This is a genomic window from Pararhizobium arenae, assembly GCF_001931685.1.
Taxonomy (GTDB): domain Bacteria; phylum Pseudomonadota; class Alphaproteobacteria; order Rhizobiales; family Rhizobiaceae; genus Pararhizobium; species Pararhizobium arenae.
The window spans coordinates 114516-138493 of record NZ_MOOY01000003.1; the positions used below are offsets into that span (position 1 = coordinate 114516).

The 23978-nt window shown below is 60.2% G+C and carries 22 protein-coding genes; 15 read left to right on the forward strand and 7 right to left on the reverse strand.

Features of this window, described 5'->3' with window-relative positions; translation table 11 throughout:
- Window positions 1-116: 116 nt before the first annotated feature.
- From BLX89_RS07085 to BLX89_RS07115, 7 genes are all read left to right on the forward strand, one after another.
- Complete coding sequence (locus tag BLX89_RS07085) at window positions 117-905, forward strand: IclR family transcriptional regulator (protein WP_083637368.1); 789 nt, start codon at window positions 117-119, stop codon at window positions 903-905.
- A 321-nt stretch (window positions 906-1226) separates the two neighbouring features.
- Window positions 1227-1967 (forward strand): helix-turn-helix transcriptional regulator, encoded by a 741-nt coding sequence (locus tag BLX89_RS07090; protein WP_075289974.1) that lies wholly within the window; start codon window positions 1227-1229, stop codon window positions 1965-1967.
- A gap of 131 nt (window positions 1968-2098) precedes the next feature.
- Window positions 2099-2854 carry a LuxR family transcriptional regulator gene (locus BLX89_RS07095; protein ID WP_075289975.1) on the forward strand — a complete coding sequence of 252 codons (756 nt, stop codon included), beginning with the start codon at window positions 2099-2101 and terminating at the stop codon, window positions 2852-2854.
- A 220-nt stretch (window positions 2855-3074) separates the two neighbouring features.
- The gene (locus BLX89_RS07100; protein WP_075290384.1) at window positions 3075-5468 is read left to right on the forward strand and encodes a methyl-accepting chemotaxis protein; all 2394 of its coding nucleotides are present in this window, start codon (window positions 3075-3077) and stop codon (window positions 5466-5468) included.
- A 417-nt stretch (window positions 5469-5885) separates the two neighbouring features.
- Window positions 5886-7067 (forward strand): iron-sulfur cluster carrier protein ApbC, encoded by a 1182-nt coding sequence (gene apbC, locus BLX89_RS07105; RefSeq protein ID WP_075289976.1) that lies wholly within the window; start codon window positions 5886-5888, stop codon window positions 7065-7067.
- 361 nt (window positions 7068-7428) lie between these two features.
- Window positions 7429-8406 carry a magnesium transporter CorA family protein gene (locus tag BLX89_RS07110; RefSeq protein WP_075289977.1) on the forward strand — a complete coding sequence of 326 codons (978 nt, stop codon included), beginning with the start codon at window positions 7429-7431 and terminating at the stop codon, window positions 8404-8406.
- 10 nt (window positions 8407-8416) lie between these two features.
- Window positions 8417-10315, forward strand: a complete 1899-nt coding sequence (locus BLX89_RS07115; RefSeq protein WP_198935128.1) for a potassium transporter Kup — start codon at window positions 8417-8419, stop codon at window positions 10313-10315.
- Between the two features lie 91 nt (window positions 10316-10406).
- Here the strand turns inward: BLX89_RS07115 and BLX89_RS07120 are convergent, their stop codons facing one another.
- On the reverse strand, window positions 10407-12161 hold the full coding sequence (locus BLX89_RS07120; protein WP_075289979.1) for a calcium-binding protein: 1755 nt from the start codon (window positions 12159-12161) through the stop codon (window positions 10407-10409).
- A 437-nt stretch (window positions 12162-12598) separates the two neighbouring features.
- Here BLX89_RS07120 and BLX89_RS07125 point away from each other — a divergent pair, with 437 nt between their 5' ends.
- The 7 genes from BLX89_RS07125 to BLX89_RS07155 all read left to right on the forward strand — a co-directional run bounded on the left by BLX89_RS07125 (window position 12599) and on the right by BLX89_RS07155 (window position 17934).
- A complete protein-coding gene (locus BLX89_RS07125) occupies window positions 12599-13771 on the forward strand; it encodes a cell wall hydrolase (protein WP_075289980.1) in 1173 nt (390 codons plus the stop codon).
- Window positions 13772-14051: 280 nt separating this feature from the next.
- Entirely contained in the window at window positions 14052-14417 is a 366-nt protein-coding gene (locus BLX89_RS07130; protein WP_075289981.1) for an AtpZ/AtpI family protein, read from the forward strand.
- Between the two features lie 60 nt (window positions 14418-14477).
- Window positions 14478-15239: a F0F1 ATP synthase subunit A gene (locus BLX89_RS07135; protein ID WP_075289982.1), complete on the forward strand. Its 762-nt coding sequence runs from the start codon at window positions 14478-14480 to the stop codon at window positions 15237-15239.
- A gap of 80 nt (window positions 15240-15319) precedes the next feature.
- Window positions 15320-15547, forward strand: coding sequence for a F0F1 ATP synthase subunit C (locus BLX89_RS07140; RefSeq protein ID WP_018330055.1), 228 nt, complete (start codon window positions 15320-15322; stop codon window positions 15545-15547).
- Window positions 15548-15620: 73 nt separating this feature from the next.
- Window positions 15621-16226 carry a F0F1 ATP synthase subunit B gene (locus tag BLX89_RS07145; protein WP_075289983.1) on the forward strand — a complete coding sequence of 202 codons (606 nt, stop codon included), beginning with the start codon at window positions 15621-15623 and terminating at the stop codon, window positions 16224-16226.
- Between the two features lie 12 nt (window positions 16227-16238).
- A complete protein-coding gene (locus tag BLX89_RS07150) occupies window positions 16239-16730 on the forward strand; it encodes a F0F1 ATP synthase subunit B (RefSeq protein WP_075289984.1) in 492 nt (163 codons plus the stop codon).
- A 121-nt stretch (window positions 16731-16851) separates the two neighbouring features.
- Complete coding sequence (locus tag BLX89_RS07155) at window positions 16852-17934, forward strand: sensor domain-containing diguanylate cyclase (RefSeq protein ID WP_245292774.1); 1083 nt, start codon at window positions 16852-16854, stop codon at window positions 17932-17934.
- Between the two features lie 28 nt (window positions 17935-17962).
- Here the strand turns inward: BLX89_RS07155 and BLX89_RS07160 are convergent, their stop codons facing one another.
- The 3 genes from BLX89_RS07160 to BLX89_RS07170 form a co-directional block, all read right to left on the reverse strand.
- The gene (locus BLX89_RS07160; protein ID WP_245292775.1) at window positions 17963-18277 is read right to left on the reverse strand and encodes a hypothetical protein; all 315 of its coding nucleotides are present in this window, start codon (window positions 18275-18277) and stop codon (window positions 17963-17965) included.
- 273 nt (window positions 18278-18550) lie between these two features.
- A complete protein-coding gene (locus tag BLX89_RS07165; protein ID WP_075289986.1) occupies window positions 18551-19249 on the reverse strand; it encodes a ribonuclease HII in 699 nt (232 codons plus the stop codon).
- A gap of 135 nt (window positions 19250-19384) precedes the next feature.
- Window positions 19385-20542: a PA0069 family radical SAM protein gene (locus BLX89_RS07170; RefSeq protein WP_075289987.1), complete on the reverse strand. Its 1158-nt coding sequence runs from the start codon at window positions 20540-20542 to the stop codon at window positions 19385-19387.
- A gap of 222 nt (window positions 20543-20764) precedes the next feature.
- Here BLX89_RS07170 and BLX89_RS07175 point away from each other — a divergent pair, with 222 nt between their 5' ends.
- Entirely contained in the window at window positions 20765-21295 is a 531-nt protein-coding gene (locus BLX89_RS07175; protein ID WP_075289988.1) for a glycosyltransferase family protein, read from the forward strand.
- 126 nt (window positions 21296-21421) lie between these two features.
- On the opposite strand, the gene BLX89_RS07180 is transcribed toward BLX89_RS07175, so the two are convergent.
- The 3 genes from BLX89_RS07180 to BLX89_RS07190 all read right to left on the reverse strand — a co-directional run bounded on the left by BLX89_RS07180 (window position 21422) and on the right by BLX89_RS07190 (window position 23969).
- On the reverse strand, window positions 21422-22399 hold the full coding sequence (locus BLX89_RS07180) for a calcium-binding protein (protein WP_075289989.1): 978 nt from the start codon (window positions 22397-22399) through the stop codon (window positions 21422-21424).
- Window positions 22400-22501: 102 nt separating this feature from the next.
- Window positions 22502-23044, reverse strand: a complete 543-nt coding sequence (moaB, locus tag BLX89_RS07185) for a molybdenum cofactor biosynthesis protein B (RefSeq protein WP_075289990.1) — start codon at window positions 23042-23044, stop codon at window positions 22502-22504.
- Window positions 23031-23969, reverse strand: coding sequence for a 4-(cytidine 5'-diphospho)-2-C-methyl-D-erythritol kinase (locus BLX89_RS07190; RefSeq protein ID WP_075290386.1), 939 nt, complete (start codon window positions 23967-23969; stop codon window positions 23031-23033). Before BLX89_RS07190 ends, moaB begins: the two co-directional genes overlap by 14 nt.
- Window positions 23970-23978: the final 9 nt, after the last annotated feature.

Genomic DNA, 23978 nt, shown 5'->3' on the forward strand with positions numbered 1-23978 from the left:
GCTCCCTGCACATGCCACCGGAAAAACCAGTAGAACAGTTCCATTATTCGGAACTTAGTCTTATTATATGGAATAATCGCGCTTGCGGTACACGCTTGTCAAGGTCGGATATGGTAATGCTCGAAGGGAACGGATCAGAAGGAGGAACCGGCACGCTCGGCAAGGCTCTGGCCTTGCTCGATCTTGTGGTCGCAAGCGATCGTCCTCTTCGCTTCACCGATATTCTCGCGCTTTCGCCGCAACCGCGCGGCACGCTGCATCGCCAGCTTTCCCATCTGGTGGAGGAGGGGCTGCTGTCGCTGCGGGCCGATCTCACCTACGAACCGGGGCTTCGTCTTCTCAAGTTTGCGGCACGCGCCTGGTCCGGCAACCAGTTCCGGGTGATCGCCGAACCTTATCTGCATCGACTCCACGAGGAAGCCGGCGAGACCGTTCACCTCGGCGTGCTGCGGGGTCAGGAGGTCATCTATCTCGACAAGGTGGAAAGCCGGCAGACCGTGCGCATGCAGTCCCAGATCGGCAACGCCTCGCCGGTCTATTGCACGGGGCTCGGCAAGGCGGCCCTCTCCGCCCTTCCGGTTGAGGTGCTGGAAGAGACGATCGCCGGATTGTCCTTTCAGAAGTTTACCGCCCATACCCTCACGGACGGCCAGTCCCTGAAGCGCGATCTCGATGAGGCGCGCCGTGTCGGCCATGCGTTCGACAGGGAGGAACATGAGGCGGAAATCCGCTGCGTCGCGGCGCCCATTCATGCGCCGGGCCTGAGTTTTGTCGGCGGCATTTCTGTGACGGGGCCGGCCTATCGCGTCACCATGGCGCAGCTCGAAAACTGGGCGCCGGCAGTCCGGCGAATCGCCGCCGGGATCAGCGAGGAGGCGGCGCTGAAGCTTGGACCCGGGCGCTGAAGCGGCCCGGTTTTCTTCGTTTTACAGTAAATTAGGAATTTAAGGTGGACGGGGTGGACCCGTGGCGATAGCAATACCATATATAGCGGTGCCATGGCACCTTGTGCTCAGTTGCTCCGGGATTATCCGGAAGGCCCGCCGACCAGACAAAAGCCGCTTTCGATCCAGACGGGCGTAGACTCGTGAGGCTGATGTTATAGGTTCGGGATTGTCCTGCAGATTCGTGCCCGTCCTGCCCGAAGCTGCAAGTCCGATAGCAAAAGGACAAGCTTCCGCCGTGCATGAGACGCGACGGATTGCACGACCGGAAGTGTGGGAAAAATGAATGATTTCAGCCGCGAAGTGACATCTCTGGCGCTCCCGACAGGTGCCCATATCTCCGATAGCCTCAAGGTTGAGGAGGATGTGCGCCACGTCTTCGATCAGGTCATGACAGCTTATGGTTTCCAGGGATTTCTGGTCATGACCGTGCCGGGCAAGGATGTGCGGTTTCTCTCCGATACGGTCATGATGACCAACTGGTCGAAGAAGCTGCTGCGCGGCTATGACGCGGCCTGCATGTTGACGGGCAGCCCCGTCATCGAGCAGCTTCGTCGCAGCACGGTGCCCTTCACCTACGATGCCCGTGCCGACAACCGTCGCCGTGTCGATGGCAAGAACGAAATGGCGGTCGAGCTGTTCGAGCGGGCCGGGCTGGTTCGCGGTGTCTACATTCCGGTTCACGATATCCATGGGAACCGCGGCGCGGTCGGCTTTGGCGGGGTTCGCGAAACGGTCAACGCCAAAGAAATGACCGAACTGACGTTTCTCTGCGGTTATCTCTTCAGCCGGCTTTGCGAGATCAACGGAAAGAAGGGCCGCAAGCACGGACCGCTTTCCAGACGTGAGATCGAATGTCTGCATTGGGCTGCCGCCGGCAAGACCACGACGGAAATGGCACGCATTCTCGACCTTTCGGAATACACCGTAAACCATTATCTGAGCCGGGCCACGCGCAAGCTTGACTCTGTAAACCGCGTCCAGACGATTGCGAAGGCGCTGCGCGCCGGGTTGATCCATTGAAACGTGGGACAGGGTATCTCGTATGCAAGAACTGATGGCCTTTTGTGTACGAGGGGGCTATAGCACTGGTCCCAGCGCCGAACTTGCCAGCCACTTCGGGTTGCTGAAGCGAGAAGCGGCGGAGACCGTGAATGCCTGATGTCATAATGAGTGATACAATCGAGAAAGAGCAGCCGCGTGGGGGCGATTTCGCAGCGGAGATTGCCGGCCTGCAGACGCAGTTCGATCTCATTCGCTACATGCGCCGCACCAGCCACGCCTTCGGCTTCAAGAGCTTCCTGATCTGTCAGATCCCGGGTTTTGACGCGGAAAAGCTGGCGGTGTCGTCGCTGCTTTCCAACATGCCGCCAGAGCTTGTCAGCCGCTACGACAGCACCTCCATGGTGCAGCACAGCGTCGGTCTGCGCCGACTGCGGGAGACCACCACACCGTTCCAGATCACGGTCGAGGATTGGGAACGGCAGAACCCCACTTCGCCGGAGCTTTCGAGCTATCTGGCGCTGCTGCGCGAGCATGGGCTGCTGCAGGCGAACTATTTTCCGGTGCATGATGCCGAAGGACGCCGCGCGACCGTCATCTGGCTGGGCGAGCGCGTGGATCTTTCCATGGCGACGATGATGGAATTGCAGATGATCGCAATCCACGTCTTCAATCGCCTGATGGAGATCGGAGCGGTCTTCAAGGACAATTCGGTTGTCCTGTCCGAGCGCGAAATCCAGTGCCTGAACTGGACGGCTGCGGGCAAGACCAGCGCCGAAATTGCCGGTATCCTCGGTCTGTCCGAGCATACCGTGAACCACTACCTCAACCATGTGACCAAGAAGCTCGACGCCGTAAACCGGACCCAGGCGGTCGTGAAGGCGATGAAAAAGGGCTATATCAGCTGACCGCCGGCTTGCCTGTGGACAGCTTTTTCTCGTCGTGTCGCTCGCGCGTATTTTAGACGATCATTAATCTTTCGGGTGCAGTCTTTTCGCGGTGAAATGATTTCGCCGGCTGGCGGCTCCTGCCGGCCCAGAGCTTTCCTCTTTCCCCTCTTTGGCCAACAGGCACGTGCTGACCGGAAACGGCCGCATGGCAGCGATTGTGCGCCCACAAGGACCCGAGATGCTGTTCAAGACCGCAACCTCCCGCAATATCTTTTCCATTGTCGCAACCGGTCTCTTGGCAACGGTCGTGACGGCCGGAACGCTCTTTTCGATTTCCTATTCCGAGGTGGAACGCCGAAGCATCGACGAGATGAACAGCGCCGCCCAGCTGACGGCCGCCGAGATCAAGGGCGATATCGCCCTCGGAATGCAACTCGTGCACACCTTCCAGAGCACGTTCTGGGCCTTGACGAAGACCGGCGGTGCGGATCGCGCCGTGGCCGATGCCATATTGAGCAGAGCGCTTGAGGACAACCCGTTCGCGCTTGGCACCTGGAGCGGCTGGGAGCCGAACGCCTTCGACGGCAAGGATGCCGATTTCGCAGGCAAACCCGATCATGACGATACCGGCCGCTATGTCCCTTATTGGGTGCGCTCCGGCGGCAAGATCATGGTCACGCCGCTCGTTGACTACGACAAGTCCGGGGCGGGCGATTATTACCAGATACCGTTCAAAAGCCAGAAGGCCGTGGTGATCGAGCCTTACAGCTACCCGGTCGATGGCAAGAATGTGATGATGACCACGCTCGCCGCGCCGGTGACGGTGGATGGCAGGCCGCTGGGTGTGGTCGGCATCGATATCGCGCTGGACAGCCTTGCCGGCAAACTCATGCAGATAAAGCCGCTCGGGAATGGCAGTGTCTCTCTGGTCTCCCAGGGCGGCACGATCATCAGCCATCAGGATACCGCCAATCTCGGCAAGGCACTGAAGGACAGCAACGTCGACGTCGCTGCATGGCAGCAGATGATCGATCGCCCCGGCTCGCCTGTGGAAACGGTCGGGGGCGACGGCATCGCCTATCTTTCCGTTGCGGTGCCGGTGCAGCTGCTGCCGGAAACATCCTGGTATGCCGTGGTAACGGTGCCGAAAGCGACGGTCTTTGCCTATCTTACTGACATGGCATGGATTTCGGTCGCAATTATTGCGCTTGCCTCCATTCTGCTGGTCCTGCTCGGCATGATGATCTCCAGCCGGTTCCGCCGCCGGCTTGAGGCTGTCGTCGAAGCGACCGCCCAGATCGCCCAGGGAAACACCGGCGTCGTGATTGCCGATGCCTATCGCAAGGATGAAATCGGTGGCATGGCGCGGTCTCTTGCGGTCCTGCGCGACGCGACGATCGCGAAGCAGCGGCTGGAAGCGGAGGCGGAAGCGTCCCGCAACGCCGGCGAGGACGAGCGCCAGCGCCGGGCTGACGAGGCCGCACGCAACGAGCGTGACATGCGTTTTGCCGTCGAGGAACTGGGCACCGGCCTGCAGCGCCTGTCGGATGGCGATATGACGTTCCGTCTTTCCCGTCCCTTCATCGGCACGCTCGAGCAATTGCGTACGGATTTCAACCGCTCGATGGGCACCTTGCAGCAAGCGCTGCAATCGGTTGGCCAGAATGCGCAGGGCATTCGCGCCGGTTCCGCCGAAATCCGCTCGTCCGCCGACGATCTGGCACGCCGCACCGAGCAGCAGGCTGCGTCGGTCGAGCAGACCGCGGCGGCGCTCGACGAGATCACCGCCTCGGTTCGCGATTCGACCGTCAGGGCCGAGGAGGCGGGGCAGCTTGTCGCCGCAGCCCGTTCCGGCGCTCAGGCCTCCGCAAATGTCGTCCGAAACGCCATCGATGCCGTCGGCCAGATCGAATCGTCGTCGCGCGAGATATCGAGCATTATCGGCGTGATCGATGAGATCGCCTTCCAGACCAACCTTCTTGCCCTGAACGCCGGTGTCGAAGCTGCCCGCGCCGGCGAGGCGGGCAAGGGCTTTGCCGTCGTTGCCCAGGAAGTTCGCGAGCTGGCCCAGCGTTCCGCCAATGCCGCCAAGGAGATCAAGGCCTTGATCTCGAAGTCCGGCGATCAGGTGCGTATCGGCGTCGATCTCGTCGGGCAGACCGGGACGGCGCTGGATGCCATCGTGCACGAGGTGGACGAGATCAACCTGAGGGTCGCGGCAATCGTCGAGGCGGCGCGCGAGCAGTCGATCGGCCTCAATGACATCAATCGTGCCGTAAACGTCATGGACCAGGGCACGCAGCAGAATGCCGCCATGGTCGAGGAATCGACGGCAGCCAGCCATACGCTGGCGGCGGAGGCTGCCGCGCTGGGTGAGTTGTTGTCCAAGTTCAATCTCGGGGAAGGCGCATCCGTTTCCTACGCTTCCGCCGCCCCCAGCCACACCTCAGCCGCGCCGCGGCGCGAACCGGCGCCCGCTCGTCCTGCCATCGTGCCGGCGGCGAAGATACGCACCGCATCGGCTCTGACACCTGCCACGCAATCTCCGGCTCGGGCGCTTTCCCAGAAGCTTGCGGGCGCCTTCGGCAACAGCGCGCCCGTGAAAAGCGACGACGGCTGGGACGAGTTCTGAGCTTCCGGACGATCGCAACCTCTCGAACACCGGGCCCGATGCCCGGTGTTTTATTTGATGCCGTGTAAGCAGGCATTCCGTGTCGCGCTGCACAAAAAGGGTGCAGTGCCGTTTGCAGATGCGATCAAATCTTTCAGCACCCCTTGATTTTCCGGGGTTTTCCAAACTGGCACGTTTTCTGCATTCGTTAGATCAGGTCCAGAGGGGACTTTAATAAAACAGCGCCCTTGAAGGTCGCGATTGCAAAGACCGTTTCCTGCCGCAGGTGATCCCGGATGTACGGACACAGGCGGCGGGAGCGGTCTTTACTTTATCCGCAGATTTGTTTTCCACGCATTGGCGAAACGCTTCGCCTTGATTATCTATGGCTTGGCGTCCGGTCCGGGCGGCTCAAGGCATGACAGGAAAGTGTGGATAATGGCCGAGGTGACCAAGGAACAGGTTCTGGAAAAGCTCAAGGGCGTTCGCGGACCGGACATGGATGGCAACATCGTCGATATGGGGTTGGTCTCCGACGTCTTCATTTCCGATTCCAAGGTCTACTTTTCGATCACGGTCCCGGCCGAACGGGCAAAGGAACTCGATCCGCTGCGGGCTGCCGCCGAGCGGGTGGTGAAGGATATTCCGGGCGTCAAGGGCGCCATGGTGGCGCTGACGGCGGACAAGCGCGCCGCCGCCGGTTCGGCACCGGTTCGCCGCCCGCCGCAGCCCGGCGCGCACGATCATGCCGGCCATAACCATGCGCACAGCCATGCCGCCCCGCCGCAAGCTCAGCGCCCGCAAGCCAAGCCGGGTATTCCCGGCGTCGGCGCGATCATAGCCGTCGCCTCGGGCAAGGGCGGGGTGGGCAAATCGACCACCTCCGTCAATCTGGCGCTCGCACTTCATGCTAACGGCCTGCGAGTCGGCATTCTCGACGCGGATATCTACGGCCCCTCCATGCCGCGTCTGATGAAGATTTCCGGCCGCCCGCAGCAGCTGGAGGGACGGCTGATCAAGCCGATGGAGAATTACGGCCTGAAGGTCATGTCCATGGGTTTCCTCGTAGACGAAGAGGTCGCGATGATCTGGCGTGGGCCGATGATCCAGTCGGCGCTCCTGCAGATGCTGCGCGAAGTCGCCTGGGGCGATCTTGATGTTCTGGTCGTCGACATGCCGCCGGGCACGGGCGATGCGCAGCTGACCATGGCCCAGCAGGTCCCGCTCGCCGGTGCCGTCATCGTTTCCACGCCTCAGGATCTTGCGCTGATCGATGCGCGCAAGGGTCTTGCGATGTTCCGCAAGGTCGAGGTTCCGGTGCTTGGTATCATCGAAAACATGAGCTTTTTCATCGCCCCGGACACGGGAAAGCGCTACGATATCTTCGGCCATGGCGGTGCTCGCAAGGAGGCCGAGCGGATCGGTGTCCCCTTCCTCGGCGAAGTGCCTTTGACGATGGGCATTCGCGAGACCTCGGACGCCGGAACGCCGCTCGTCCATTCCGAGCCGGATGGCGAAGTCGCTAAAATCTATCGGGAAATTGCGCGCCGCGTCTGGGATCAGGTCGCCGCGCAGCGGGCAGGGGGCGCGCGCGCCATGCCGAACATCGTCTTCGAATAGCCATTTTTTCGCCATAATTGAGCGTCGCCGGTCGCGGCAAAAACGCTTGATCTGTTGACATCTGCGGTTTCGCCCAATTAATTCTTTGGGCGGAATAACGGCGGATTGCCACATTCCGCATTGATTTTGGCAAGGCCTTGCGCCATATGGCTGCCCGCGTCGCCCGACCGATGGTTTCGCCTCAATAGAGGTGCAGCTGTGATCGTGGTGAATAAAAGTCTGTCGTCGTCGACGAAAGTTTTTTGATGATCCTGCCGCCCGCAGCCGTCTTCATATCAAGCCCCCTTCGGTGGGCTCGCCCTGCTGCGATCCGCACCTGTGACGGGCGGCTCGTCGATATCGCTTGCCCGAAGGATGCGCGATGATCAAAGCCTATTGCGCCAATGGCGAGGCCGTTGCGATCAGCGCGGCCACGCCGCCAGCCGCGTTGCCTGACGGAACCGTCTGGATCGACATGCTGTGCCCCGATCGGGAAGAGGACAAGCTGATCGAGGGGTTCCTCGGCATCGAGATTCCGACCCGGGAAGACTTGAAGGACATCGAGCCTTCGAGCCGCCTCTACACGGCGGACAACGCCGTGTTCATGACGGCCTCGCTGGTCTGCCGCGCCGATAGCGAGCAGCCGGAGATCACCGATGTCGCCTTCGTTCTCGCCAGAAACCTGCTGGTGACCGTGCGCTACGGCCAGCCGCGCTCGTTTGACCTGTTCATCGCGGCGATGCATCGCATTCCCGGCGGCTGCACGAACGGCACCATGCTTGCCACCCGTCTTTTCGAGACGATCGTCGACCGCACGGCGGAAATTCTGGAAACGGCGGTTTCGCGGGTCGATAATCTTTCGCTTCAGGTGTTTGGCACCAGGAGCGCCGGCAAGCGCCGGCCGCCCCATTATCTCGAAGCGCGCCTCATGGATGTCGCGGCTCATCACCGGCTTGTGGCCAAGACGCGCGACAGCCTTGCCTCGCTCTCCCGTGCGCTGACGTTCCTCTACACCCTGCCGGCCGTGCAGGAGAGCAAGGAAACCAAGGAGCTTTGCCGCACCATCTCGCTCGATATCCAGTCGCTGTCCGAGCATGCGTCCTTCATTTCCGGCAATATCACCTTCTTGCTTGATGCCTCGCTGGGCCTGATCAATGTCGAGCAGAACGCCATCATCAAGATTTTCTCGATTGCCTCGGTGGTTTTCCTGCCGCCGACGCTGGTCGCGTCGCTCTACGGCATGAATTTCGATTTCATGCCGGAGCTGCACTGGACCTTCGGTTATCCGCTTGCGCTCGGCGCCATGGTGATCTCCGCGATCATCCCCTTTTACTTCTTTCGCTGGAAAGGCTGGCTCTGAGAGCCTGACAATGCCCATGCCCCATCACAAGAAGGGAGAGCCGGAGAACATGCGCAAGCTGCTGACGCTGGCGCTTGGCTCCATCGGTGTGGTCTATGGCGACATCGGCACCAGCCCGCTCTATGCCTTCCGCGAGGCGCTGCGCCCTGTGGCGGTCGATGGCGTGAGCCGCATCGAGATCATCGGCCTGATCTCGCTGATGATCTGGACGCTGACGATTATCGTCACGCTCAAATACGTGCTCTTTCTGCTGCGGGCTGACAACAACGGCGAAGGCGGCACGCTGTCCCTTCTCGCGCTTCTGATGAAGTTTTCCACCGACAAGACCGGCTGGCTGTTCTTCTTCGGTATCGCGGGAGCTGCCCTCTTTATCGGTGACGCGATCATTGCTCCGGCGCTCTCCGTTCTCTCCGCCGTGGAAGGCCTGAAGCTCGTGACGCCCGCGCTGACAGATTATGTCGTGCCGATCTCCGTCGTCATCCTGCTCCTGCTCTTCACGGTCCAGTCGCGCGGAACCGAGGCGGTCTCCAAGTTTTTCGGGCCGATCATGGCGGCGTGGTTTCTGGTGCTGGCGCTGGCAGGGCTCAGCCATATCGCTGATGATTATGGTATCCTTGCTGCCTTCAATCCCTATTATGCGGTCTACTTCCTGCTCCATGCCGGCTTTGTCGGCTTCATCGTGCTGGGCGCAGTCTTCCTGACCGTGACCGGCGCGGAAGCCCTCTACGCCGACCTCGGCCATTTCGGTCGTCGTCCCATCCAGTGGGCCTGGATCTGTTTCGTCTTCCCGGCGCTGGCGCTGAATTATCTGGGGCAGGGCGCCCTGGTTCTGAAGCATCCCGAGGCGATGTCGGACCCCTTCTATCTCATGTTCCCGGAGTGGGCGCTGCTGCCGGTCGTGCTGCTCGCCACCTGCGCGACCATCATCGCCAGCCAGGCCGTAATCACCGGCGCCTTCTCGCTGACCCGTCAGGCGATCCACCTCGGCTTCTTGCCGCGCATGGCGATCTTCCATACATCGGAGACCCAGACGGGCCAGATCTATTTGCCGAACGTCAACGTGCTCTTGATGTTCGGGGTCATGCTTCTGGTCTTCCTGTTCGAATCTTCCGAATCCCTGGCAACCGCCTATGGCATCTCCGTCACCGGCGCCATGCTGGTCGATACGGTGCTCGCCTTCGTCTTCGTGCGCTTGCGCTGGCGCTGGCCGCTCTATGCGGCCTGCGCCGTGTTGCTGCCGCTCGCCTTCCTTGAAACCATCTTCCTTGGCGCCAACCTCTTGAAGATCCATGACGGCGGTTATGTGCCGGTGCTGATCGCGGCGGCCATCATCATCGTCATGTGGACATGGCGGCGCGGCACCAAGATCCTGCACGACAAGACGCGGCACACCGACATTCCGCTCGCCTCCTTCGTCAAGTCGATCGAGCGCAAGAGCGAGCATGCCCCGGTGTCCGTTCCCGGTACCGCAATCTTCCTGACCAGCGATCCGGAATCGACGCCAGCGGCGCTGCTACACAACATCAAGCACAACCACGTCCTGCATCAGCAGAATTTCATCCTGACGATCCGCACGGCAAACACCCCGATCGTCTCGAAAGATCATCGGGTAACCGCCTCCAGCCTTTCGGAGCGCTTCAGCCTGCTGGAGATGAATTTCGGCTATATGGAAACGCAGAACGTTTCCCAGGCGCTCGGCCTCTTCCGCAAGACCGGCCTGAAGTTCGACATCATGTCGACCTCCTTCTATCTCGGCCGGCGCAAACTGGTTCCGGATGCCCAATCCGGCATGCCCCACTGGCAGGACCGCCTGTTCATCGCGCTCGCCAATGCCGCGATCGACCCCTCCGACTACTTCCGCCTACCCACCAACCGTGTGGTCGAGCTTGGGTCGCACGTCATTATATAGCCTTCGGGTGGGATGAGTCTTGGCTGCCCGCACCCAGAATAGTGAGCGGGGAAATTATAGCTTGTTCTTTGTCGGTGGGTCGCTCGTGAGGCTACAGAATGAAGTCGCTGATGCTTAAGGCTTTCAGGTCGACGAGATGGATGCGCATGTCGTCGAGCCCGTCGCCATTCGTGTCAGCGAGGACGACAATACCGGCATCCGCCACATAGTAACGAAGCTCGCCAGCGCTGCCTGAGAACGGCAGCGTGCCTTTAAAAGTAAAACCCTGATCGCCATATTTGCTGGAAGATGCGTCGATTAACGAAAGATCGATCTTGTCCTGACCACGCATAAAGTCGGCGATAACATCCGTATAAAACTCATTATACCCGATGCTATCCGATTTAATCTCGTAGACGAAACGGTCCGATCCGCTCCCGCCCGCCATATAGTCGGCGAATGCGCCGCCGATGAGGGTGTCGTTCCCTTTGCCGCCGTAAAGTGCGTCCGCTCCCTTGCCCCCACGAAGCACGTCGTTTCCTGCGCCGCCCTTCAACGTGTCAGCTTTCGATCCGCCGACGAGCGTGTCCGCAAGTTGGCTGCCGGTTACGTTCATGATGCCGGGGCTGATGACCTTGACGTCCAGAGACTTTGTGGCGAGCATGAGGGCTCCCGTTCTTGCATCCCTGTCCACGAGCATTCCGGACTCACTCTTTGACATGTCGATGACAATATTCTCGAAGTTTGCAACGATATACCCACCCTTTGTGCTCGCATCGATTCTCAGGGTATCGCTACCCTTTCCACCGTTGACGACTGTGGCGATATCCTTCGATAGCTTGAATTGAATATTGTGCAATTTTACAACATCGTCGCCTTTTCCGAACATTAAAACTAAATGCTCGAAGCCTGTCAGCGTCGTCGCCTTATCGAGCTGCAAGACGCGGTCCTTCATGCCGAGGATGGAGAAATTGTAGTTGGTTTTTATCGAGGAGAAATCGAAAATAGCGGCGTCCTTTCCAGATCCGCCAATCATTGTCATTCCGCGGCTCGCATAGATCAAGTCATCGCCAGCTCCACCGTTGAGCGTGGCTCCTGCTTCGCCGTAAAGTTTATCGTTGCCGTTTCCGCCGTAAATGAAATCTTTGCCACCCCGCCCACGGATAATGTCGTCACCACCGTTGCCATATATGATGTCGATGGCCGCCGTACCCGCGGCGTCGTCGTCGCGGTCGGAGAGCCTAAGCTTGAGCTTCTGGTAATTTTGGAGGGTGACGAAGTTCCAGCCAACTTCGAGCGAGATCGAAGTGTCGTAAGCGCCAAGCACGGTCGCCGCTTTTCCTGACGTTGTAAAGTCGAGGTCTATGGTCTCGACTTTGTCGAGCGAAATCATTCCCGACTTGTAGTCGCCTAGGAAAGTGTCCGTGCCCGCAGTTCCATCCAGGAAAACACCACCTGGCGTTCCATCCAGAGATGTGTTTTTTGCACCTCGCGCATCAAGGAAGTTCTTGCCTTTTCCCGTCTTGAAGTCGATGACTTCAAACCCGCGTATCCATGTTTCCGGCGCTATCTCGGTGTATGTGTTGAGCCGACCGGTCAATGTCAGATTGAGATTGTGTTTCTGCGCGCTGAAGTCGAACTTCAGGGTATCAGCGCCCGCACCGCCATCCAATTTGTCCCCGACATAGCCTTTTATCTCATCATTGCCCTCTCCGCCGGATACGAAGTCTCCGCCACCTCTACCATCGATGACATCATTTCCTGCTAACCCGTAAATCTTCTCTTTGGCTCCGGTGCCAACGAGCTCGTCTGGGAATTCATTTCCTTCAATAAGAGAAGTTTTCGCGGCAGAAAATTTGAGTGGCATAATGCTATCCTGGAAATATATGGCTGTCGTAGTTATAGCGTGGGTTGTGGTCTGGTAAAGTGGGATATCCCGCGTTTTTTGATGGGGTGCCTGCCTCGGTCAATGGAGAGACGATCGCCAGTTTCCGTAGCATTCTGCCGCAGACATATATGTGCGCAAACGGCATAGGCACTGATCTTGGTTGCCTTCCATTAAACAGGCATTAACCATGTTGCTTCTATAGTTTACGCAGAAGGTCAGAGAAGCAGCACTAATCGATTGCAAAATGTGCAAAGCACGTAAGCATCAAGGTTAATAGCTGATTATCGACCTTGATCGAAGCGGCGATCCGGCTCTGGGGCAGGGCGCGCTTCATGGATTTACACCATCGCTGATGTCAGCGCGCCGGCAGCCCTTGCCGGGCGAACGGTCGCGATTTGCCTGCGCGTGGAGTACGGTTGGTGCGTCAGAGTAAACAGTTTCGTCGGTCCGGCGCGTCGCGCCGCCTCGCAAGTCCGCTGCTTCTCGGTCTCGGCCTGCTTCTCGGCTTTCCGTCCTTTTCCGGCCATGCCGATCTCGCCACCTTCCTGTCGGGTATCAATCGCGGCGGCGAGCGCTGGCGCATGCATATGACGCGGTCACCGGCCGGTTCCCTGCATGATGTCGAAGTCGTCTTCAACGATCCGATCACCACGGGCGCCATCGCCGATGGTGCGGGCCTTAGCCTGCCCGATGGTGAGAAGGTCGCATTCTCCTCCGGTGCAAAAGACACCGAAGCTTTGACCGACGAAGAGCGCGTCAACCGCAAGGCAAAGAAAGGCCGCATCGTGGCGGTCGTTCCGGTGACGCCGCCAAAGGATTTCACCGCCGGCTCGATCCTCCAGCGCACGAGTTTCCTGATCGAGCCGAAACTCGACGGTGAGCGCATGGTCTTTGCCAAGTCGGACATCAAAGGCAAGGAAATCCAGATCGCCACGGCCTTCTACAAGAAGAAGCCGCCTCAGGTGGATACGTCGATGTCGCCGATGGTCGCCAGCCTCGTGACCAACGAGAAGGCCGATATTCTGGCAACCGCCTATGCGCCGGTAAAGCCGGACTATGCCCGCCAGTCGCCCTTCGATTCCATTCTGCGCGACGACAAGACCGGTGGTCGCTTCATTCCCGAAATCGCGCCTGAAGATCATGCCTGGGCGGCCAATCCGCTGCCGGCGGAGGTCTTCAGCGAGGCCGAGCAGAAGTGTCTGACCTCCGGCATCTATTTCGAATCCCGCGGCGAGAGCGCCAAGGGGCAGGCCGCCGTTGCGCAGGTCATTCTCAATCGCGTCCGCAACCCTGCCTATCCCGGCACCGTCTGCGGCGTCGTCTACCAGAACAAGACCTGGTACAACCGCTGCCAGTTCTCCTTCACCTGCGACCGCATTCCGGACATCGTCTGGTCGCCCGCTGCATGGCGCACCGCCAAGGAAGTCGCGCTTGCGGTCACGGCCGGCAAGATCTGGCTGCCGGAAGTCGGTTCTTCAACACATTATCATGCCACATACGTCAAGCCGAACTGGGGGCCGACGATGAAGCGCGTGGCCAAGATCGGCAAGCATATCTTCTACCGCACCTATGGCGGCGGCTGGAGCTGACCGGCTTTGGTGTGAGACAACGATTCCGTCAGGCCGGCGCCAAAAGCCGGCCAACGGCTGCGGCAGATTCTCCATCTGCCTGGGCAATTGGGCTTAAGTCACTGATTTAAAATAATAATATTGTGCCTTCACAAGCGCCTTCCACGCCTTGACTACAAAGGCCCCGAAAACTATGTTGCGGCCGACTTCAGAACGGGCCGACGGTGGCTTCAAATCCGGCCTTTCTATGGCGAAGTTGATGGTCTAAGACCGTCGCGGAGCGATAAGAGGAGGATGCCACATGACGGACGACCGGAAAGAGGGTCTGGAAGAGCGGCGCGCGCGGCTCCAATCCGAGTTGTCGGCAAAGCTGGGCAAGGACCCGGGCGAAGCTGCCAGCGAGGCGAGGGCTGCGGAAAACCGCAAAGGCTATCAGGTTGCCGTCAAGCTTTCGAGCGAATTTGTGGCGGCGATCATTGTAGGCGCGCTTCTGGGCTATCTTTTGGACCATTTTGCGGGTACAGGGCCGTGGGGGATGATCGTACTCCTCCTTCTTGGCTTCTGTGCCGGTGTGCTGAACGTTCTGCGTTCGGCGGGAATGGTGGCGTCGCCCCATCCCGCGGATGAGCTGGGCAGGGTCGGCAAGGATAAGGGCGACGACGTTTAAGCGTCTGTTGCAGTATGAAAAAGGACCGCTCCCGAGCGGTGAAAACGAGAGAGAGCGGCTGTGGCAGGCGATAAGGTAGATCCGGTACACCAGTTTGTGGTCAACAAGATCGTCCCGATCGAAATCGGCGGTATTGATTTTTCGTTCACCAATGCATCGCTGTTCATGGTCGCGACGCTGGTCGTTGCTGTAGGCTTCCTCTATTTCACGACGTCGAGCCGCGCGGTTGTTCCGGGTCGTCTCCAGTCAGTCTCCGAAATGTCCTATGAATTCATCGCCTCGATGCTGCGCGAAGGCGCAGGCTCCCACGGCATGAAGTTCTTCCCGATGGTGTTCTCGCTGTTCATGTTCATCCTGACGGCAAACATGCTCGGCATGATCCCTTACTTCTTCACCGTCACCAGCCAGATCATCGTGACCTTCGCGCTTGCGCTGTTCGTCATCGGCACGGTTCTGGTCTACGGTTTCTACAAGCACGGCTTCGGCTTCCTGAACGTCTTCGTTCCGAGCGGCGTTCCCGGCATCCTTCTGCCGCTCGTCGTTGCCATCGAAGTCATTTCCTTCCTGTCGCGTCCCATCAGCCTTTCGGTTCGTCTCTTCGCGAACATGCTGGCTGGCCACATCACGCTCAAAGTGTTCGCGGGCTTCGTTGCCACGCTTGGAACCATGGGTGCAGTCGGCATCGGCGGCGCGATCCTGCCCATGATCATGACCGTCGCTTTGACGGGTCTCGAATTCCTCGTCGCCTTCCTGCAGGCTTACGTCTTCGCGGTACTCACTTGCATGTACCTCAACGACGCTGTCCATCCGGGTGGCCACTAGGGAAAAGTCACGGAGTCCCGGCCGGCCTCGTCCGGCCTGGGTGCCAAATCCAGCCGCAACACCATTCGAAGGAGTTTAACATGGAAGCGGAAGCAGCAAAGTTCATCGGTGCAGGTCTCGCTTGCCTCGGTATGGCCGGTACGGCTCTCGGCCTCGGCAACATCTTCGGCAGCTACCTGTCGGGCGCTCTGCGCAACCCTTCGGCCGCTGACAGCCAGTTCGGCCGCCTCGTATTCGGCTTCGCCGTTACGGAAGCTCTGGGCATCTTCTCGCTGCTCGTAGCTCTTCTCCTCCTTTTCGCTGTTTAATAACAGCTTTAAGGCTGGGCCGCGGGATCAAACCCGCGGCCCGCAAATCATTTGAGTGCACCTGGAGGTGAGCATGTTTGTGACGGCGGCCTATGCCCAGTCAACCACCACCGAAGGCACAGAAACCCATGACGCCGCTGCCGGCGAGGTGCACACCGAAACCGGTGTCGCGCATGAAGGCGGTCACGGCTCTGGCGTGTTCCCGCCCTTCGACCAATCGACATTCGCATCGCAGCTCCTGTGGCTCGCGATTTCCTTCGGTCTTTTCTACGTCCTGATCTCGAAGGTCATCCTTCCGCGGATCGGTGGCATTCTGGAAGCCCGCTCCGGCACGATCGCCCGCGATCTTGACGATGCAGCGCGCTCGAAGGCCGAAGCTGACGCCGCCATTGCCGCCTATGAGCAGGACCTTGCAGCTGCAAAGGCCAAGGGCAACGCCATCGCCGGTGAAGCACGCGAAGCTGCCAAGGCCAAGGCCGCCGCAGAACGCGCCGCTGTGGAAGCCGAGCTGAACGACAAGATCACCGCCGCCGAAGTCCGCATCGCGGACATCAAGGCGAAGGCTCTGGCCGACGTCGGTGCCATCGCCGAAGAAACCGCCGCCGCCGTCGTCGAACAGCTGATCGGCAAGGCAAGCAAGGCCGAGATCGCTGCTGCGGTCAAAGCAACGGCAAAGTAAAGGAGCGCCATCATGGATTTGACCTCACTGGCGACATTCTGGGCCTTCGTTGGCCTCATTCTCTTCTTTGTCCTGATCGCCTACCTCAAGGTTCCGGCGATGCTTGCTAAGTCGCTCGACGAGCGCGCTGGTCGCATCAGCAACGAACTGAAGGAAGCAAAGCGTCTTCGTGAAGAAGCCCAGGCACTTCTGGTCGAGTACCAGAAGAAGCGCAAGGAAGCCGAAGCAGAAGCCGCAAACATTGTTGCCGCTGCCGAGCGTGAAGCCACAGCGCTGACGGCCGAAGCCAAGGCCAAGACGGAAGAATTCGTCGCGCGCCGTACGTCGCTCTCCGAGCAGAAGATCAAGCAGGCTGAAAGCGACGCGATCAACGCCGTACGCGCGACTGCCGTTGATCTGGCGATTGCCGCTGCCGAACAGGTGATTGCTTCGAAATCGGATGCAACAACGCAGAACGCGCTGTTTGCCAAGGCTGTCGGCGACGTGAAGACACGGCTGAATTAATCAGCGCCTGATCCGAATGAACTGAAAAGGCTGGCCTCGCGCCGGCCTTTTTTCGTTACACAGGCCTGAAGATTTGGCTTTCAACACGATGCCGCGGAAGAGGCGTGGTTGAGGCGAGTAAATGGGCAACGGGCGTCGGTATGCACGTTGTGGCTGCAGCGCACGTACGGCAGCATTTAGAAAAATGAAATGCTCCCGTGGCAGATTGCGCAGGCAACAGGCTGATTTGCATGTGAAACAACCCCCTGCTCAACAACGGGGGCAGCGCATCAAAGATTGCCTGGTCGGTGTAATGTGGGAAGGCGACTGCGTGTTTACCCAGCAACAATTAAGCTCGATACTTTCGTCTCTTCCGGACCCCGCCTTCATCCTGACCCGAAGCGGGCGCTACGCGGCGATATTCGGGGGCAAGGACAGCCGCCATTATCACGACGGCAGCGCCCTTGTGGGCCTCAGCATGTTTGATGTGCTGAAGGAGGAGAAGGCGGCCTGGTTCGCCGCTGAAATAGAAAAGGCGCTTGAAAGCGGTGTTCTTCACATTGTCGAGTATGAGCTGAGCGGCAGTGACGTGAAGGGTGCCGGCGATGGCCCGGATTACACCATCTGGTTCGAGGGCCGCGTTCAGGCGCTGAGTTTTCCGGTCGACGGCGAGGCCGCTGTTGTCTGGGTGGCCAGCAACATAACGGAGAAGAACGAGGTGCAGCGCAAGTTGCGCCAGTTGAGCGAGACCGATGCCCTGACCGGCCTTTACAACCGGCGCAAGCTCATCGAAACCCTGGACCGGCGGCTGGAGATCTTTGCACGGGAAAAGACCCCGACATCCGTCCTGGTCTTCGATCTCGACAATTTCAAGCGGCTCAATGACGAGATGGGACATCAGACCGGCGATGCGGCTCTGGTTGAGATCGCGCGCCTGTGCCGCCAGCATTTGCGCCAGAACGATGTGATCGCCCGTTTCGGCGGCGACGAATTCGTGGTGGTGATGCCAGAGACGCGTCGTGGCGATGCGTTGCAAATCGCCGAACGATTGCGCGAGAATGTTCCGATCGTTCTGAGGGAGAGCCTGCGTTACGAATCGACGATCAGCGGCGGCGTTAGCGAATTCGGCCAGCCGGATCGTTTATCCAGCGATATCCTGAAACGTGCCGATGAGGGGCTCTACCTCTCGAAGCGGGCCGGCCGGAACCGCGTTTCGGCCTTGTAAAGGCGTTGCCAAAGGCCAGCTCAGCAGGTCACTCGCTTTTCGCCTGGGACGGCGCGATCGTAATGCAGGCCTGTTCAAACTCTTCCATCGTTTCCGCCGTGTTGTCCTGCGGCAGCACTGCGTCCGTCGCAACGTCGGTTGCGGTTCCTGTTGGCTGGCCGTCATAGACATAGGACTCGATGTAATAGGCGAGCCCGCCCTTCCAGACCTTCCGGCCATCGATATCCTTGCAGGGATAGGCGGTCTGCAGGTCGGACTGCAACGCCTCGGCGGTCGGCTCCGCTGCTGCGGGCGGTGTCTCGGCCGTAGCCATCAATCCTATAAGCGTGAGTGTGAAGAGCACGAAACAAGTCCTTCCCGCGAATCGCCAGGCTGCGATCCCATGGCCAGTCTATAGTCGATCGTTTTGCACCCTTGTTACAGGCGTGACGTCATCCAAGGGAAAATCCTGAAAAACTCGACCGGCGTCACCTGGCCGCCACATCCGGGCGTTCGACACGCCAATGCAGCTTTCCGTGCCATTGTTCCAACGGCGCGCGATGACAAAGTGGTGAAACCGCGACGCATTATGACGTCAACTTGTGTGGGCGATCGACGGCACGAAATTCGACTCCGTTCAGAAGCCGTCGAATACGGTCACGTCCTGCCCGTTCTCCCCGTCTTCCTCGTCACGGCGCAGCGGGCGAAAACTCATGCGGTGCAGAGGGCAGGGGCCATCGTCGATAATGGCCTTGCGATGGCGCGCTGTGGCGTATCCCGCGTGTACGGAAAAGCCGTAGGCCGGGAAGACCAGATCGGCCCGCGCCATCATCCGGTCGCGGGTGACCTTGGCGACGATCGAAGCGGCGGCGATCGAGACGGAACGGGCATCGCCCTTGACGACAGCCTTGCCGACGCAGGCGAGGCCCGGCGGAACATCGCGACCATCCGCCAGCACGCAGGACGGCGTAAGAGCGAGGCCTGCGACAGCCCGGCGCATCGCATCCAGGCTTGCTTTGCGGATATCCGTCCCGTCGATCCTGCGCGCGCCGGAAGAGGCGACAGAAACGATCGCATTGGCGAGGATGATATCGTAAAGCTGCTCACGGCGGGAAAGGGTGAGCTTCTTGCTGTCGTTCAGCCCTTCCGGAATGTTGTCCGGGTCGAGGATAACAGCGGCGGCAACAACCGGCCCTGCAAGCGGCCCGCGCCCTGCCTCATCCGTTCCGGCCACCGGCCAGAGCCCCTCGCGCCGAACGCCAGTTTCTATTGAAAAATCAGGCCCGCCGGCATCGTCGAAAAAAAAGGGGGAATCGGGCACTGTGCTTCGTGACATTGGCGGACCGTTGCACGGAAGCCCGATTCCCTGCAAGTCCCCCGGCCGGATGCGGCGACGGCCGGGGGATTGGCCGTTCCCGTCACAGGGACGAACGGGAACGGCAGAAACATGAGCCGGCATCGCCGGCCGGGCTCACAGCAGCGACAGCTGAACGCCTGACCCCAGCGGCGGCACGAACAGATCGCAGTTGAGCGGGCGTTTCGAAAGGTTCAGCTCCAGCCGCTTGGCGGCAAGCTCGAAACGTCGGCCGATCTGCCAGGCATAGGGGCCAGCCCCTTTCATGCGTTTGCCGAAATCGGCATCGTAATCCTTGCCGCCGCGCATGGAGCGCACCAGCGACATCACATGGCGGTAGCGATCTGGATAGTTGCGCAGCAGCCAGTCGCGAAACAGCGGACTGACCTCCAGCGGCAGGCGCAGAAGAACGTAGCTCGCGGACGACGCGCCGGCGGCCTTGCCGGATTCCAGCACGCGCTCGATCTCGTGGTCGTTGAGGGCCGGTATGATCGGCGCCATCATTGCAGTGGTCGGAATGCCCGCCTCTGACAGTATCCTGATCGCCTCCAGACGTTTGGAAGGCGTGGAGGCACGCGGCTCCATGAGCCGCGCCAGCTTGCGGTCGAGCGTCGTCACCGAGAGCCCGACCTTGGCCAGCCCCTTTTCCGCCATCGGGCCGAGAATATCGATGTCCCGCGTTACCATCGCCGATTTGGTGACGATCATGACTGGGTGATTGCAGGCCTCCAGCACTTCGAGAACCTGACGCATGATGCGCCATTCCTTCTCGATCGGCTGGTAGGGATCCGTGTTGGTGCCGATCGCGATCGGCCGCACCTTGTATCCCGGCTTTGCAAGCTCGCGCTCCAGAAGCCGGGCAGCGTCCGGCTTGGCAAACAGTTTCGCCTCGAAATCAAGCCCCGCCGAAAGGCCCATATAGGCATGCGTCGGCCGTGCAAAACAATAGATGCAGCCGTGCTCGCAGCCACGGTATGGATTGATCGAACGGTCGAAGGGGATGTCCGGGCTGTCGTTGCGGCTGATGACGGAACGCGGCTTCTCCACCTGCACTTCGGTCTTGAAAGGCGGCAGGTCTTCCAGCGAGTTCCAGCCGTCGTCTTCGGCTTCCCGGCTCAGCGGCTCGAAGCGCCCGGCGGTGTTCAGTCCGGCGCCGCGACCGCGCCGACGATCGATATCGATGCGCAGGCCCGTGCCGGCGATCATCGCTTCGGCCATGTCAGCCGTGTGGGCGGGCGCAAACGCACCCTGCCTGAGATCAGACAGATCGGTCATGTCGAGACAACTCCGGGAAACCAGAAGTGCCGCATCCTGCGACGGTTTCTGATTATTTTCCTAACGCGAAATTGAGAACAATGCAAGAACAAAAAATCGGCACGGTTGGGTGAAGGCAACGTCAGCGGCCTTAAAGTGTTGAGATTCATGATTAATGAAGAGCGAACGTGTCCCGCTTCGTTGCAATGTGGCAATTCCTGCTGCGATGCGATAGGAGGGGCGATGCTGACGATCATCCTGGAAACCCGCAACAACGAAGCCGAACTCGCCCAGAGCCTGTCTGCGCTTGTTTCCGCGGCGGTGGAAGGCTTGATCAGCGATGTCATCGTTCTGGATCATGGCTCCGACGACGGGTCTTTGCGCGTGGCGGATGCGGCGGGTTGCCGGTTCCACGATCTCTGGGACCTGGCGGATATCATCCGCTCGGCGCGCGGCGAATGGCTGCTGTTTCTCGAGCCGGGTGCGCGGCCGACGGGGCGCTGGATCGACGATGTGGCCGAATACATGGCTCTGAACAGGGAGCCGGCCCACTTCTCGCCCGCGCGGCTTTACCGCAAGCCGCTGCTGAAGCGGCTTTTCATCCGCCCCACACCGCTGGAGCACGGCATTCTTGTGTCCCGGCAACAGGCTTCGGCCGCTGTGCGTGCCAACAGTCCCGGTGATATAGCCAAAGCGCTTTCGACCCGCCGCCTGTCTGCCGAGATCATACCCGCCTGGGTCGCTACCGAGGCACGCACCCCCCTGCGCGGATGACGGCCATGAAAAGGGCAGGCCCTTTCGAGCCCGCCCGCGCTTCATGGAAAATTGCTGCCTGAAAATGTCTTGTCGCGGACTGCCGCGTTGTATAGCCACTCGCTCCGCTTGGACGCGGAAACCGCGTCAGAGGATGAAATCCGCTGCATTCATGCTGGTAACATTGATGGCGATCTGGAAGTCGGCCGTACCATTGCCATCGACGTCGCCGGAGACCACGCCGCCGGAGAAGCGCAACTCGCCCGCATGGTTGCCGAAAGCGGCCGAGCCGATGAACGAGAACGCCTGATTGCCGGCAACCGTGGTCTTGGCGTCGATGCCGCCGAGATCGACTTTGTCGCCCTGGGCGCGGGAGAAATCCAGGATACTGTCGCGGTTCGCCCCGACAACGCTTTCGTTCTTGTTGTTGAAGTCGAACTTGTCGGCACCCGTCCCGCCCCGCAGTTGGTCGCGGCCGGTCCCACCCGTCAGGACGTCATTGCCGCCGAGGCCGGAAAGAATGTCGTTGCCGCCGCGACCGTTCAGCGTGTTTGCGGCAGACGAGCCGACGATCGTGTCGCCGACATTGGTGCCCGCCGCATTCTCGATGCTGACGAGAGTTTCGAAGCGATTGGCGCCCGTCTGGGCAAAACCCTGGCCGAGATCGATGCCGACGCCGGTGCTGCGCAAGACAGAGCTGTCGTCGCGCGGCTCGTAGCTGATGCTGTCTGTGCCCGCACCGCCGTTGAAGACATTCTGCCAGCCTTCGGAGAAAAAGCTGTCATTGCCGTTTTCGCCGAAATAGTCGCTGTGGAAGGTGGAAACCGCAATGGTATCGTTGCCGTCGCCCGCCCGGATGGTGTCGAACGGCGAGCCCGAAAAGGCGAAGCCAAGGCCGACATAGGCGTCGTCGCCGGTGCCCAGGCGGATATCGTTGCCGCCTTCGAAGTGGTTGACCACGCCATCATTGCCGGCGCCTGCATCGACGAAATTGAAGCCGCCGAAATCGTCGCTGCGGTTCAGGATGATGGTGTCGTTGCCGTTGAGGCCGAAAATGCGGACCTCGATTTCATTGCCTTGCTGGATGGTGTCTGCGCCGTTGGTGCCGTTGATCGTCCTGCCCATTGTCTTTCTCCCTCTGTCTGTCTGTTGGGAGGTTTATAGACCGGACAGGAGGGGTCGCGCTGTTTCGGATGGAACAGGGGCGTGCGGTGGCGCGTGAAAATATCAGCTGCGCTTCAGGTGTTCGTCGAGACGCGGCATGATCTCCACGAAGTTGCAGGGCATGTGCCGATAGTCGAGCTGCTGCTTGAGAATGCCATCCCAGGCGTCGCGGCAGGCGCCGGGGGAACCGGGCAGAACGAAGACGAAGGTCGTGCCGATGAGGCCCGCGGTAGCGCGCGACTGGATGGTCGATGTGCCGATCTTGTCGTAGGAGTTGCGATGAAAGACCGCGGAAAAGCCCTCCATGCGCTTGTCGAAATGCGGCTCCAGCGTATCGGGCGTGACATCGCGTCCGGTAAAGCCCGTGCCGCCCGTCGTGATAATCACGTCGATGGCATCGTTTCCCGACCAGCCCAACACCCTTTCGGCGATGGCCTCCTTGTCATCGGGGGAAATGGCACGATCGACGAGCCTGTGTCCAGCCTCCGCGATACGGTCCGCCAGCGTGTCGCCGGATCGGTCGTCCGCCAGCGTGCGGGTGTCGGATACCGTGAGAACGGCAATGCCGAGCGGAATGAAAGGCCGGTTATCGTCAGACTTTGCCATCGTCGTCTCCTGCAACACTGAAACAGCGTAAAACGTACCAGTCGGGATGGTTCGCCGAAAGCGCCTCCGCTGCCGCGTCGCGTGCCTGCTCCGTTTCATAAAGACCAAAGCAGGTGGCGCCGGAGCCGGACATGCGCGTGAACAGCGCATCTGCGGCAAGCGCCTGCGATACCTCGGCAATCACCGGCTCAAGCAGCCGTGCCGGCGGCTCCAGATCGTTGCGCATCGCAGCCAGCGCAGAGAACCATTCGCCGGCGGAAGCCTGTTTTCCCGGCAAAACGAGAGGCGGGTTGGTCTTGTTGGTCAGGAGGCGAAAGATCGCAGGTGTGGAAACCGGCACAAGCGGATTGACCAGCAGCATTGGAAAGCGGGGAAAATCCCGCAGGATTTCCGTGTGTTCGCCGATGCCGCGTGCCACCAGCGGCCGGCCCTGAAAGCACATCGGCACGTCGGCGCCAAGCCGGATGGCGATCTCTGCGAGTTCGCCGGCATTGCTTGTGTCGGCGAGCCCCTCCGGCGCCTGCCAAAGAGCAAGCAAGCCCTTAAGCGTCGCTGCAGCATCAGCCGATCCGCCGCCAATGCCGGAAGCGACCGGGAGGTTTTTTTCCAGATGCAGATGAACGGGGCCAGCGGCATGGCCGTACCGTTGCAAAAGTGCCCGAAGGCTGTCACGCGCCGTGAGCACGAGATTTCCGCCCGCGGCGGCGCCATCAGACGGGATATCGGCGCAAAATGCGCCCGAAACCGTAAATCGGTCCGCGGTGGAAGCGGAAAAACCGATGCGATCGCCCCGATCCGCAAAGGTTACGATGCTTTCTAGCAGATGGTAACCATCGGTCCTCTGACCGACCACATGCAGCGCTAGATTGATCTTGGCAGGGGCCGTCAGAACCAGCTCGAACTGCGAGAGATCGTTTCTACGCATATCAGCCGC

Excerpts from the sequence above, each read along its gene's own strand:
- BLX89_RS07085 (WP_083637368.1), top strand. The coding sequence starts at position 117 with ATGCTCGAAGGGAACGGATCAGAAGGAGGAACCGGCACGCTCGGCAAG.
- BLX89_RS07090 (WP_075289974.1), top strand. The coding sequence starts at position 1,227 with ATGAATGATTTCAGCCGCGAAGTGACATCTCTGGCGCTCCCGACAGGT.
- BLX89_RS07095 (WP_075289975.1), top strand. The coding sequence starts at position 2,099 with ATGCCTGATGTCATAATGAGTGATACAATCGAGAAAGAGCAGCCGCGT.
- BLX89_RS07100 (WP_075290384.1), top strand. The coding sequence starts at position 3,075 with ATGCTGTTCAAGACCGCAACCTCCCGCAATATCTTTTCCATTGTCGCA.
- apbC (WP_075289976.1), top strand. The coding sequence starts at position 5,886 with ATGGCCGAGGTGACCAAGGAACAGGTTCTGGAAAAGCTCAAGGGCGTT.
- BLX89_RS07110 (WP_075289977.1), top strand. The coding sequence starts at position 7,429 with ATGATCAAAGCCTATTGCGCCAATGGCGAGGCCGTTGCGATCAGCGCG.
- BLX89_RS07115 (WP_198935128.1), top strand. The coding sequence starts at position 8,417 with ATGCCCATGCCCCATCACAAGAAGGGAGAGCCGGAGAACATGCGCAAG.
- BLX89_RS07120 (WP_075289979.1), bottom strand. The coding sequence starts at position 12,161 with ATGCCACTCAAATTTTCTGCCGCGAAAACTTCTCTTATTGAAGGAAAT.
- BLX89_RS07130 (WP_075289981.1), top strand. The coding sequence starts at position 14,052 with ATGACGGACGACCGGAAAGAGGGTCTGGAAGAGCGGCGCGCGCGGCTC.
- BLX89_RS07140 (WP_018330055.1), top strand. The coding sequence starts at position 15,320 with ATGGAAGCGGAAGCAGCAAAGTTCATCGGTGCAGGTCTCGCTTGCCTC.
- BLX89_RS07145 (WP_075289983.1), top strand. The coding sequence starts at position 15,621 with ATGTTTGTGACGGCGGCCTATGCCCAGTCAACCACCACCGAAGGCACA.
- BLX89_RS07150 (WP_075289984.1), top strand. The coding sequence starts at position 16,239 with ATGGATTTGACCTCACTGGCGACATTCTGGGCCTTCGTTGGCCTCATT.
- BLX89_RS07155 (WP_245292774.1), top strand. The coding sequence starts at position 16,852 with ATGGGCAACGGGCGTCGGTATGCACGTTGTGGCTGCAGCGCACGTACG.
- BLX89_RS07165 (WP_075289986.1), bottom strand. The coding sequence starts at position 19,249 with ATGTCACGAAGCACAGTGCCCGATTCCCCCTTTTTTTTCGACGATGCC.
- BLX89_RS07170 (WP_075289987.1), bottom strand. The coding sequence starts at position 20,542 with ATGACCGATCTGTCTGATCTCAGGCAGGGTGCGTTTGCGCCCGCCCAC.
- BLX89_RS07175 (WP_075289988.1), top strand. The coding sequence starts at position 20,765 with ATGCTGACGATCATCCTGGAAACCCGCAACAACGAAGCCGAACTCGCC.
- BLX89_RS07180 (WP_075289989.1), bottom strand. The coding sequence starts at position 22,399 with ATGGGCAGGACGATCAACGGCACCAACGGCGCAGACACCATCCAGCAA.
- moaB (WP_075289990.1), bottom strand. The coding sequence starts at position 23,044 with ATGGCAAAGTCTGACGATAACCGGCCTTTCATTCCGCTCGGCATTGCC.
- BLX89_RS07190 (WP_075290386.1), bottom strand. The coding sequence starts at position 23,969 with ATGCGTAGAAACGATCTCTCGCAGTTCGAGCTGGTTCTGACGGCCCCT.